The sequence below is a fragment of the Amycolatopsis lexingtonensis genome (genome assembly GCF_014873755.1).
Lineage (GTDB): Bacteria > Actinomycetota > Actinomycetes > Mycobacteriales > Pseudonocardiaceae > Amycolatopsis > Amycolatopsis lexingtonensis.
In genome coordinates this window covers 420634-432238 of sequence record NZ_JADBEG010000001.1, presented here as the reverse complement: position 1 = coordinate 432238, position 11605 = coordinate 420634, and the positions used below count along the sequence as shown (strand labels likewise).

10 protein-coding genes and 1 pseudogene are annotated in these 11605 nt (G+C 74.4%); 4 read left to right on the top strand and 7 right to left on the bottom strand.

Annotated elements, in window-relative coordinates; genetic code table 11:
• Positions 1 to 41 precede the first annotated feature (41 nt).
• Positions 42 to 1085, bottom strand: a pseudogene (locus H4696_RS02050) (MFS transporter); the annotation flags it as partial.
• A gap of 206 nt (positions 1086 to 1291) precedes the next feature.
• Here H4696_RS02050 and H4696_RS02045 point away from each other — a divergent pair.
• Entirely contained in the window at positions 1292 to 2269 is a 978-nt protein-coding gene (locus H4696_RS02045; RefSeq protein ID WP_086863711.1) for a LacI family DNA-binding transcriptional regulator, read from the top strand.
• 7 nt (positions 2270 to 2276) lie between these two features.
• Here the strand turns inward: H4696_RS02045 and H4696_RS02040 are convergent, their stop codons facing one another.
• Positions 2277 to 2576: a helix-turn-helix transcriptional regulator gene (locus tag H4696_RS02040; RefSeq protein ID WP_086863710.1), complete on the bottom strand. Its 300-nt coding sequence runs from the start codon at positions 2574 to 2576 to the stop codon at positions 2277 to 2279.
• A 187-nt stretch (positions 2577 to 2763) separates the two neighbouring features.
• On the opposite strand from H4696_RS02040, the gene H4696_RS02035 reads away from it, so the two are divergent.
• Entirely contained in the window at positions 2764 to 3684 is a 921-nt protein-coding gene (locus H4696_RS02035) for a TerC family protein (RefSeq protein WP_086863709.1), read from the top strand.
• Between the two features lie 40 nt (positions 3685 to 3724).
• Entirely contained in the window at positions 3725 to 4939 is a 1215-nt protein-coding gene (locus H4696_RS02030) for a GNAT family N-acetyltransferase (protein WP_086863708.1), read from the top strand.
• Between the two features lie 6 nt (positions 4940 to 4945).
• Here the strand turns inward: H4696_RS02030 and H4696_RS02025 are convergent, their stop codons facing one another.
• Positions 4946 to 5926: an Acg family FMN-binding oxidoreductase gene (locus tag H4696_RS02025; protein WP_086863707.1), complete on the bottom strand. Its 981-nt coding sequence runs from the start codon at positions 5924 to 5926 to the stop codon at positions 4946 to 4948.
• A gap of 164 nt (positions 5927 to 6090) precedes the next feature.
• Here H4696_RS02025 and H4696_RS02020 point away from each other — a divergent pair, with 164 nt between their 5' ends.
• A complete protein-coding gene (locus tag H4696_RS02020; RefSeq protein ID WP_192782008.1) occupies positions 6091 to 7008 on the top strand; it encodes a LysR family transcriptional regulator in 918 nt (305 codons plus the stop codon).
• An 11-nt stretch (positions 7009 to 7019) separates the two neighbouring features.
• On the opposite strand, the gene H4696_RS02015 is transcribed toward H4696_RS02020, so the two are convergent.
• The 4 genes from H4696_RS02015 to H4696_RS02000 are packed head-to-tail and all read right to left on the bottom strand — an operon-like array spanning position 7020 to position 11604.
• Positions 7020 to 7316: a hypothetical protein gene (locus tag H4696_RS02015; protein ID WP_086865725.1), complete on the bottom strand. Its 297-nt coding sequence runs from the start codon at positions 7314 to 7316 to the stop codon at positions 7020 to 7022.
• On the bottom strand, positions 7309 to 9396 hold the full coding sequence (locus tag H4696_RS02010) for an ATP-binding protein (RefSeq protein WP_338078646.1): 2088 nt from the start codon (positions 9394 to 9396) through the stop codon (positions 7309 to 7311). The genes H4696_RS02015 and H4696_RS02010 overlap by 8 nt, the downstream gene beginning before the upstream one ends.
• A complete protein-coding gene (locus tag H4696_RS02005; RefSeq protein WP_192782007.1) occupies positions 9389 to 11089 on the bottom strand; it encodes a hypothetical protein in 1701 nt (566 codons plus the stop codon). The genes H4696_RS02010 and H4696_RS02005 overlap by 8 nt, the downstream gene beginning before the upstream one ends.
• On the bottom strand, positions 11086 to 11604 hold the full coding sequence (locus tag H4696_RS02000; RefSeq protein ID WP_192782006.1) for a hypothetical protein: 519 nt from the start codon (positions 11602 to 11604) through the stop codon (positions 11086 to 11088). The genes H4696_RS02005 and H4696_RS02000 overlap by 4 nt, the downstream gene beginning before the upstream one ends.
• Position 11605 lies beyond the last annotated feature (1 nt).

The following is an 11605-nucleotide window of genomic DNA, read 5'->3' as shown; positions in this document are numbered from 1 at the left end:
GCCGCGTCGATCACCGGTTGTGCGAGCAGCGGGGAGGCGAACTGGCCGAGGAACAGCGCCGACGTGAGCAGGCCGAGGGCCTTGGTCCGGGTGCCGGGGGCGACCGAGGCGACCACCCAGCCGTTGACCACCGGGTTCAGCAGGCCGATCCCCAGTCCGACCACCACCATCCCGGCCGCGGCCGTGCCCAGCCCGCCCGCCGAGCCGAGGACGGCCAGCCCGGCCGCGAACGCCGCGAACATCGCGGCCGCGAGCACCGGGAAGTCCCAGCGGGCCCGCAGCCGCCGGAAGTTGAGGCCGACCACGGTCATCACGAGGTTGACCGCGGCGATGAGCGCGCCGGCGACGGCCGGGCCCGCGCCGCCGACCCGGTCGAGCCAGAACGGCGCCTGCGTCGGCACGGTGTAGAAGACGATCACGCCGAGGAACATGACCGCGTACAGCCCGAGCAGCCGCGGTGTCCACGGCGACGCGGCCGGGGCGTCTTCGGGCGCCGCCGGCTGTTCGGCCGCTTCGGGGACGAACCGGAGCACCAGCACCAGCACCGGGACCGCGAGCAGGTAGACGGCGAACGGGCCGCGCCAGCTCACCGCGGCCAGCAGGCCGCCCAGCAGCAGCGCGACGACCCCGCCGAAGCCCATCGCGGCACCTTGCAAGCCCAGCACCCGGCCGTGGTCGCTGGCGGGGTGGTGCTCGGCGAGCAAGGCGGTCGCGGTGGTCATGACGCCGGCGATCCCGACGCCGAGGAGGGCGCGGCCGGCGAGCAGCGCGGGCAGGGAGTCCAGGACCAGGCCGGAGCCGCCGCCCGCGATGTAGAGCAGCAGGCACGCGACCAGCACCCGCACCCGGCCGATCCGGTCGCTGAGCCGGGCCAGCAGCGGCGCGGCCACCATGATCGCCAGTCCCGGCAGGGTCAGCACCAGGCGCACCAGCAGCGCGGCGTGCGGCTCGGCGGCGAAGTACCGCTCCATGCCCGGCAGGGCCGGGGTGATCGTGGCACTGGCCATGATCGTCATCGTGCTGACCGCCAGCAGCGTCGCCAGCAGGGATTTCGGCGGCCGCCGCAGGATCGTCGTCTCGGTCATGCGACGAGCGTAGAAGCTCGACCTTGCTTGAGGTCAATGGTCCATAAAGGACATCCGGGCCGGCGGCGCCGCGGCCAGGTCCCGCCGGTTGAACCCGCAGCCGGCGGGACCGTCCGGCGAACGTTGCTTGACCAGCGGCTCCACCCGCGATTATGGTCGGCGTCCCCGCTCGATGTTAGCGCTAACTCAAGTGAAGGTCCCCGACCATGACGAACCCCCGCGGCGCGGTGACGATCACCGACGTGGCGAACGCGGCCGGGGTTTCGGCGAGCACGGTGTCGTACGTGATCACCGGCAAGCGGACCATCTCCGCGGCGACGCGGCGGCGGGTGGAGGAGACCATCCGCACGCTCGGCTACCGCCGTCGCGGCACCGCCCCGGCCGCGACCCGGGCCGGCGTGCTCGCGGTTTCGGTCCCGCCGGACCGGCACCTGGGCGTGGCGATGGAGTTCTTCACCGCGGCCGCCTGCACCGCCCGCGAACTCGGCACCGACCTGCTCCTGGTCACCGACGACACGGGCACGGCGGGCCTGCACCGGGTGACGTCGGCGGCACTGGCCGACGCGGTGATCGTGCTGGACGCCGGCGACGACGACCCGCGCGTACCGGTCCTGCTCGCCTCGGGCCGCCCGGCGGTGCTGGTCGGCCGGCACCGCGGACCGTCGGCCGTCCCGCTGGATTTCGCACCGGCCGGGCAGGCCTGCGCCACCCACCTCGCGGACCTCGGCCACCGCTCGATCGCTCACTTGATGCCGTCTGACCCGAACCGGCTCCGGTACCTGGCGGGCTTCCGCGAAGCCGTCGCTCACCGGCGTCTGGAAGCGCTTTCTTTGCCGTGTGCTCCGGAGGATGTCCCGCGATGTCTGGACGAGCTGCTCACCCGGGGCGGGCCGACGGCGCTGGTGGTCCACGACGAAGCCGTGCTCCCGTCGGTACTGGCCGAGTTGGGGCGGCGTGGGCTGCGGGTGCCGGGGGACGTGTCGGTCGTGGCGGTGTGCTCGGCCACCGTGGCGGACCACCAGCGGCTCCACCCCACGGCGGTGGTCGTTCCGGCGCGTGAGCTGGGCGTGCGGGCGGTCGAGCTGGCGGTGTGCCTGCTCGATGGGATGCCGGTGGCCGAGGGGCCGGAGCCGGTGGTGGTGCCGCTCGTAGTCGGTGAAACGACCGGCCCACCAGGGGGCTGAGCCAGGTTCAGCGGCCAGGCGGTGCCGCTCGCTCGTCCAGCCCGAGCGCCGCGACCAGGTCGGCCACCCGGTGGTGGGCTTCCAGCGGGTGGCGCAGCCGGCCTTCCGGGTGGATCTTGTAGTGGTTGCGCCGGCCGACCCGCTCGCGCTCGAGGTAGCCCTCCTCGATCAGGTCGCGGAGGATGAGCTGCACCCCGCGCTCCGTGATGCCCACCCGGGCAGCGATGTCGTGCAGGGTCCGGTCGGGATCCGCGGCCACGCACAGCAGAACGTGCGCGTGGTTGCTCAGGAACGTCCACGAAGCCATACCGGCCACAGTAGACGTCCGAACTTGACAGACGAAGTGCAGTTCGTCATTCTGGACTCAGCGGAGGGGAGTACCCGCCCGGTCCGGCATCGTCAATCCGGCTGCCCGAGCGCAGTCCGGTGCCGGCGTCACACCACGTGTGACCGGGGAGACCTCTGGTTCGGCATCGAACCGGAGGAGTGTGCGCATGACCGTTCCGTTCTGGGCCTGGCTCGCCGTGCTCGGCGTCATCCTGGCGATGCTCGCCGTCGACCTGGCCGCCCACCGCCGCGCGCACGTGGTCGGCGTCCGCGAAGCGCTGGCCTGGTCCGGGGTGTGGGTGACGCTGGGGCTGGCTTTCGGCGCGGTCGTCTGGTGGGTCTGGGGCGCGGAGTTCGCGGGCCAGTACTTCGCCGGCTACGTCATCGAAAAGTCGCTGGCGGTCGACAACGTCTTCGTGTTCGCGATCATCTTCGGGTACTTCGCCGTCCCGCGGGAGCACCAGCACCGCATCCTGTTCTACGGCGTCATCGGCGCGCTCGTGTTCCGCGCGGTGTTCATCGCGGCGGGGTCGGCGCTGATCGCGAGCTTCGCGTGGATCCTGTACGTCTTCGGGGCTTTCCTGGTCCTCACCGGGTTCCGCATGGCGCTGCACCGCGAGCAGGAGGTCGACTACGAGCGCAACATCGTGCTGCGCGCGTTCCGCCGGGTCGTCCCGTCGACCGACCGCCACCACGGCGCCCGGTTCCTCGTCCGCGAAGGCGGCCGCTGGGTGGCGACGCCGCTGCTCGCGGTCCTGGTGCTGATCGAGGTCGTCGACGTCGTCTTCGCGGTCGACTCGATCCCGGCCATCTTCGCCGTCACGCAGGAGCCGTTCCTCGTCTTCACGTCGAACGCCTTCGCGGTCCTCGGCCTGCGGGCGATGTACTTCCTGCTGGCCGACGTCATGCACCGGTTCGTCTACCTCAAGATCGGGCTGTCCCTCGTGCTGGTCTGGGTGGGCGTGAAGATGCTGCTGCTGGACGTCTGGAAGATCCCGACGGCGCTGTCGCTGGGCGTGGTGGCCGCGATCCTCGCGACCGCGGTGGGGGCCAGCCTCCTGAAGACACGCGAGAAGGCCGAGCCGTAATTCGCTTGCCCCGCTCCCGGCCCGCCGATGGACTGTCCCGATGGAGATCCGCCCGACCACCGACCAGGACCTCGACGCCTTCGTCACCACGTTCCACATCGCGCTGGGACGCTTCCCGCAACCCCCCGGCCAGGACGGCGGCGTCTGGTGGTCGGCGCTCGAAATGGACCGGAACCTGCTGGCCGTCACGCCGGACGGGCAGCCCGTCGGCACGGCCGGCGCGTACTCCTTCGAGCTCACCCTGCCCGGGGAAATCCTCGCGCCGGCCGCCGGGGTGACCGCGGTCGGGGTGCTGCCCTCGCACCGGCGGCGGGGCGTGCTCAGCGCGATGATGCGGCGCCAGCTCGCCGACCTGCGCGCCCGCGGGGAGTTCCTCGGCGTGCTGCTGGCGTCCGAAGCCGTCATCTACCGCCGGTTCGGCTACGGGCCGGCGACCTACACGCAGCAGCTGACCGTGCCGCGCCACCAGGCCGGGCTGGCCCTCCCCCGGGCCCGCACCGCCGCCGCGGCGCCCGGCTCGGTCGAGGTGCGGCCGCGGGCCGACTGCGTCGGGACCATGGCAGAGGTCTACGACCGCTACCGCCGCGCGCAGCCCGGCGCGCTGTCGCGGCCGCGGCGCTGGTGGAGCTCGGGCGCGGGGCAGCCCCCGATCTCGCCGGCGCCGCGGTACGTCGCCGTCCACCGCGACGCCGACGGGGTCGCGGACGGCTACGCCAGCTACGCGATCGGCGAGCCGCGCACCTTGACCGTCGACGAAACCATCACCGCCGACGACGCCGTCTTCACCGCGCTGGCCCGGTTCGCGCTCGAGCACGACCTGGTGACCGACGTCGTGTTCAAGCACGTCCCGCCCGGGCACCCGCTGCGCTGGCAGCTCGGCGACTTCCGCGCCGGCCAGGTCGGCAACGACACGGACTGGCTCTGGGTCCGGCTGTTGGACGTGCCCCGCGCGCTGACCGCCCGCGGCTGGTCCGCCGACGGCGAGCTGGTCCTCGACGTCACCGACCCGTTCCTCGCCGAGCGGGGCCGCTACCTGCTGACCGTCCGCGACGGCAAGGCGGAGTGCGTGCCGTCGGACCGCGAGCCCGACCTGTCCCTGGACGTGAGCGACCTGGGCTCGATCTACCTCGGCGGCACGACACCGAGCACGCTGGTGCGTGCCGGCCACGTCGAGGCGCACCACCCCGGGGCGGCCGCCGTCGCGGACGCCCTCTTCCGGGCCGAGCGCGCGCCGCACTGCCTGCACTGGTTCTGACCGCGGCTACCCGGCCGGGACGTCGCCGTGGTGGGTCAGCACGTCCTCGATCGGGCGGCGGGCCGTCAGGCGGGCCGGGTAGCCGTAGCCGATGCGCAGGAGGGTGTGCGGCTGGCCGTGCCCGGCGAACAGGCCGGCGAGCGCCTCCCGGGTGCGCGGGGTCTCGAACGGCTGGGAGAGGAACGACGTCGCCAGGCCCTCGGCGGTCGCGGTGAGCAGCACCCGCTGCATCGCCATCCCGGCCCGGACCTCCGCGTGCGGGCCCTGGTCGCGAGTCAGCAGGAGGCCGAGCAGCGGTTCTTGCTCGTACTCGCGCTCGGGCAGATCGCGGTTCTCGTGCGAGGCACGCAGCGACACGACACCGTGGCCGCGCGCCGGCGGCCCGGCCGCGCTTTTCGGAACTCCGTCGGGGCTCGTGGCGTCGCGCTGGGTCCAGAAGGCCGCCTCGCGGCGGAACTCCGGGTCGTCCGCCTGGAGCGCTTCGGCTTGGCGGACCAGGGTCGCCACCGGGGTGTAGTGGCCCGCCGCGTCGAGGTACACGAGCTGCCCGCCTTCGTCCTGGGCAGCCGCTTCGAGCGCCGAGCGCAGCGCGGGCGGCACCGCCTTGTCCAGCAGCGGACGGCGGTTGGTGTGCCGCCGGAAGACGGCCTCGGCGAGCCTGCGCTCGACCGCCGTCGACTTCTGGTTCCCGTCGAGCCGGATCGTCGCGACCAGGCCGGGCTCGGCGGGGTCCGGCAGCATCCGCACGACCGTGGCCAAGCCGTTGGCCCGCAAGCAGATCTGCAGGTTGAACGCCGCGGCCCCGCAGGCGAGCCGGGCCTCCCGCCCGGCCGGGTCCGCGACGGCGAGGACCCGCTCACGGTCGAGCCACACCTCGACCACCTCGTGCCCGACGGCGAACCGCCACGGCTGGGTGTTGTGCGGCGAGGGCGCGCGCACGGCCGAGGCGAGGGCCTGGTCGAACACGCTCGGCAGTGGTCGGCTCATCGTCGGGCTCCGGTTCCTGGGCTGCGGACGCCTCCAGCGTCACCGCGGGCCGGGCCTGCCCGCGATGGCCGCGCGTCACGAGCGGTGAGGACCAAAGACCCCAATCGGCGGAGCCGAGGCATGCGAAAAGCAGAAGCTGCGCACCTCTGGTATGCCTGGACGTCATGGCCTTCACCGACGCTTCCCTGACCGCGCTGCGGGTGTTCCGCGAGGTCGCCGAGCGGGGGACGCTCACGGCCGCGGCCGCCGCACTGGGCTACACCCAGTCCGCGGTCTCGCGGCAGATCGCGGCGCTGGAACGCGCGGCCGGCGCGCCGCTGCTGGAACGCCGCCACGACGGGGTGCGGCTCACCGCGGCCGGGCAGATCGTGCTGCGCCGCGTCACCGGCGTCGTCGACCAGCTCGACGCCACCGCGCGCGAACTCGCCGGGCTGCCCGCCGAACGGGCCACGGTCCGGCTGGGCTGGTTCCCGACCGCCGGCGCCGACCTGCTCCCCCGGGCACTGGCGGCGCTGCGGCGCACCGACCCGGCGATCACCGTGCTCAGCCGGGAAGGCGGCACGCCGGCGCTGGTCCGCGCGCTGCGCGCCGGCACGCTGGACGTCGCCCTGCTGGCCTCGGCGCCGCCGTTCCGCCCGCCCGACACCGAAACCCCGGCGCTGACCGTGCACACGCTGGCCGAACGCAGCCTGCGCGTCGCCGTGCCCGCCGACGACCCGCTCGCGCGCCGCGACTACCTCGACGTGGCCGACCTGCGCGGCCGCCGCTGGATCGCGGGCTCGGGCGACGACCGGGTGATGGGCGTGTGGCCGGGCCTGGACGAGCGGCCCGAAATCGCGCACACCGCCCGCGACTGGCTGGCCAAGCTGCACCTGGTGGCCGCCGGGTGCGGCATCACGACGGTGCCGGGCGGGATCGGCCGGGTGGCGCCGGCGGGGGTGCGCGTGCTGCCGGTGCGGGGCGGGCCCGGGGAGCAGCGGCGCGTGCTGCTCGCGCACCTGCCGCGGACGCTGCCGGACGCCGTGACCCGCGTGACCGCCGCTTTGCGCGCGGCCGCGGTGGACACGGATGCCGGGGTGTAGGCAGGCGCGGGTCAGCAGCCGGGGCAGGCTTCCTTCTTCGGGAGCGCCATCGGCACCACCCTCATCGCCGCACCGGCCATCGCCGCGTTCCCCACTCGATCCTGGCCCGCCGCCATCGTCGAGGCCAGGTGGGACGGCACCGTCTTCGAGCTGCCGTCCATCGCCGTCTTCGCGGCCTGTGCGTTGCCGATCACCGCGGGCACCAGGACGAGCTTCTGCTTCCCGCGGTCCGAAGCGGCGGCCGTCCGAAGCTCGTGGGCCGTCACCGGGACGGCGGGTTTCGTCTCCGGGGGCATCAGTTCAGGCATGCGCACTCCCGTTGTCCGTCAAGAGTTCAGCATACCGGCCCAGCTCCGCCGGGCGGAACAACCGCGCCTCGCGCTGGAACTGGCGGGAGACGCCCCGCACCACGTGGCGCATTCCGATGGCGCCGCTCCCCGCGTCGGCGGCCGCCAGTGCCGCCGTGCGGGCCGCCGCCGTGATGCCCGCGCCCGTCATGTCCAGGCGGCACAACACATCGACGTCGACGTCCGGTGCCAGCGGGGCCTCCGGCGGGAACGCCAGGTGCCACAGGCGGCGGCGCTCCGCCACGCCCGGGCGGGGGAAGTGGACCACGAAGTGGAACCGCCGGGTGAAGGCCGGGTCGATGTTCTCCTTGAGGTTGCTCGTCAAAATAATGAGGCCGTTGCTCGCTTCCAGGCGCTGCAACAGGTAGCCGACCTCCAGGTTGGCGTACCGGTCGGTGCCCTGCTTGACCTCGCCGCGCTTGCCGAACAGGGCGTCGGCCTCGTCGAACAGCAGGACCGCGTGGCTGTCCTCCGCCTGGCGGAAGACCTCCTCCATGTTCTTCTCGGTCTCCCCCACCCACTTCGAGACCACCTGCGCCAGGTCCACCTTCAGCAGCTCCAGGCCCAGGATCCCGGTGACGACCTCCGCCGACATCGTCTTGCCCGTGCCCGGTTCGCCGGTGAACATCGCCTTGACGCCGCCGGTCGTCGTCTTGCGGGCGAAGCCCCACGTCTCCGCGATGCGGGGCCACGCGCGGAACGCCGACGCGATCTCCTCGATCTGGGCCAGCTGTGCGTCCGGCAAGACCAGGTCCGGCAACCCCCGGCGCGGGATGATCGACTGCACCGCGCCGCTGGAGCGCCCCCGGGTCACCGTGGCGATCGCGGGCTCGACGTGGTCGGTGATCGGGTGGCCGGTGCCGGACAGGCGCGCGCCGGTGTCGGCGACCGCGGCCACCGCGCGGAGTTCGCCGCCGCTCATGCGGTAGCGGGCGGCCAGGTCCGCCAGGACGTCCTCGCCCAGCACCGGGAACGCCGACGACCACATCGCGCGCCGCTCCGGGAAGCCGGGGGCCGGGATCGTCAGTTCCGCGTAGGTGCGCGCGGCCAGCAGCCGGGGCGGGCGCCACGGCGTCGCGCCGGTCAGGCACAGCGGCACGCCCGAGCTCACCCACGGCTCGTCGGCCTGTGCCTCGCGCCCGTCCGTCGGGAGCCACAGGATCGCGTTCAGGGCCGCCGCGGTCCGCAGGTCTTCCGCCGCGTCCGCGGTCACCCGGCGCAGGGGACGGCCGGCCGCGGCCGCGAGGGCCTGGGCGACGTCGAGCTGGCTGTCGGCGGGACAGCCCCACAGGCCGACCACGTCGACGTCGCCGGTGGCCAGCGCGCGCCCGAGCGTGGTGAGCCGCTCCGACTCCAGGTACGGCGACGCCACCCAGCGCTCCGGCCGGGTCACCTCGCCGGGGTCGTTACCGAGGATCCCGACGTCGCCGCCCCAGCCCATCAGGTACTCGAACACGCCGCCGCCGAGGGCCAGCTCGCGGGCCAGCTCGGTCGGCGCCTCGCCGGCCGCCCGCACCAGGCCGTAGCGGCGCAGCCGGCCCGCGGAGCCGAGCGCGCGGCGCAGGGCCAGCCGGTCCGCCGGGGTTTCCGCGATCACCGTGACCAGCAGTTCCACGCACGGCGCCCGCCGGTTGAGGTTGTCGACGATGTAGGCGTAGACGCGCTCGTAGCCGGGATCCAGCTCCGGCGCGGCCACCAGCAGCAGCGCGTCCTGCTCGTCCCGGGACAGGCCGTAGCGGGTCGCGAGGGCGTCCAGCGGGAGCGTGACACCGCGCGCCGCGGCCAGCCGCCGGAGGTGCTGCTCGGACTCCGGGGCCGGCCGGGCCGGGGACGGCGGCTCGGTCATCCCCTCGGCGAAGGCGTCCACGCGGTCGAGCAGCGCGTCCACCTGCTCGTCGGTCACGCAGAACGGGGTCAGGTCCGGGCGCGTCAGCAGCGCCGCGGCCGCGGCTTGGCGGGCGACGGCGCCCCGCAGCGCGTGGTGCAGTTCGGCCAGGCGCACCCGGAGGTGCTCGACCGCGGGCCCGTTCACGTCAGCCACCGGAGAAGGTCAGGGTCCGGCCGCCCAGCCAGACCACGTCGGGTACGTCGGTGAGGGCGCCGCCGCGCCACAGGTCCGTGTGGCGGCGCCCCAAGGGGATCTTCACGCGCACCGCGTCCCGGGTGAACCGGACCGTGGCTTCCAGGTCGGCGAACGTCGTCAGGGCCCGCACCGGTGAATCCCCTTCCCACAGCTGCCACGCGATCATGCCCAGCGCGAGCGACGCCGCCAGCGAGACGCTGTGCTCCAGGGCGCGGTCGCCCGCCAGCGGCACGGCCCGGTGCTCGACGAACAGCACCCGGACCAGTTCGTCCAGCCGCTCGGCGGGGAACCCCGCGGCGAGCCGGGGTTCGACGCCGCCGGTCGTCCACAGTGGAGTGCGCCAGCGCAGCCGGGTCAGCGGGTCGTCGCGCAGCGGGCGCGCGTCGGTGAGGAACCGGACGCCGGCCGCCGCCAGGTCGCGCAGGGCCGACGGCGGGAGCGGGCCGTCGCGGACCAGCACCGGCGGCCGGCCGCACGTCACCCAGTGCGGCACCAGCCCGGCCGCGGTGGCCGCCCAGGCGACCGGGAAGAGGCCTTGCGCGTCGACCAGCAGCAGGCCGTCGTCCACGCCCGCGATCAGCAGCGGATCGGCCGGATCGTGGCCGCGGCACAGCGAAAGCGCCAGCACGCCGTCCAGGACCGGCAGCGCCGGGCCGGCGTCCGCGGCGAACGCGGTCAGGTCCGGCACCGACTCCAGGCCGGCGAACGTCGCCGCCGAAACGTCGTCCCCGGGTGCCCGCCGCCAGCCCCGCTGCGGCGCGCCGAGCATCTTGTAGGCCAGTGCCGCGGCGAACAGCGGGGCGTCTTCGGCCAGTGCCGGGCCGATCGCGTCCAGGTACCCGGTCCTGGCCAGCGGGCCGGCCAGCAGGAACGGGAGCACGGAGCCGACCCTCGTCTCCCCGGCCGGCCTCGGCGTGGTCAGCACACCGCCGGACACGGTCTCGCCGTCCGGTGTGGCCCCTTCCCCCGGCGAACCCAGCAGCTCGGCGAGCTCCGCGCGGGTTTCGGGCGGGGACGGGAGGGACAGCCGCCGGGCCAGCTCCGCGGCCAGTTCGCCGGCCGGTCCGGGAAGGCCCGCGACGGCGGACGAGCCGGGTTCGCCCGGGAGTGCGCCGGCGGACTCGGAAAGCAGCGCCGCCAGGTACCACCGCACGGTCTCCTCGGGGAGCAGGGCGAGCAACGCGGCGAGTTCGTCCCGCGCGGCCAGCTCTTCGAACAACGCCGCCACCGTCAGTCCGGCCGAGGCCGAGGCCGCGACCGGGGCGAAGGACGGCAGCTCGGCACCGGTGTCCACAGTGGACGGATCCGGGGACGCACCCGCGGGAACCGGGACGGGCAGCGGGACCAGTTCCGGCAGCGTCCCACCATCGGGCGTCACGGCTTCGAGGACGAAACCCGAAGGCAGCGCGCCGGTTCCGCCCGTCCCGGACCCGGACAGCCGGACGGACAGCCGCACCGGCTCGGTGATCTCCAGGTCCGGGCCGTCGCCCTCGACGAGGTCGCCGAACCGCTCGGCGAGCAGCTCCGGCAGCGCGTCGAGGACCCGCCGGACGAGGCCGCGGGGATCGGGACCCCAGCTCCACCCGCCGCGCCGGACCACCCGCACCACGCAGTGGTGCACGGTGATCCCGCCGCCGGTGGGTGCGCTCACTTGCCGACCTCCTCCAGCCGGCCCGCCCGGCCCGCCACCAGCACCAGCACGGCGTGCGCGCCCGCGCTCACGGTGACCGGGAGCGAAACGCGGTCCGCGCCCTCCTTGATGGTCCCGCGCAGCGGCAACGTGTCCCCGCCCTCGGAGACCAGCGCGAACACCGCGAGCGGCTCGGACGTCTTCTCCGGGACGGTGACCAGCAGCCCCGCGCCGTCGAACGCCGGCGCGGGCAGCTCCGCCAGTTTCGCCAGCGCCGGCTTCACCGGCTGGCCGGTCACGCGCGTGACGCCGTAGGCGAGCGGTTCGACGAACACCGCCGGCTGGTCGTCGGCCTCGTGCACGGCGAGTTCGCGCCCCGCCAGCGAAAGGGTCACCACCTCACCCGACTTCAGCGACAACCGCACCGGCAGCGCGGCGCCGACCAGGGCGTCCGCGGCCGGCAGCGGCGTGCCGATCGCCTTGACCGCACCGACCACGTTGCCGGTGCTCGACTCGTACACCGCGAACACGCTCACC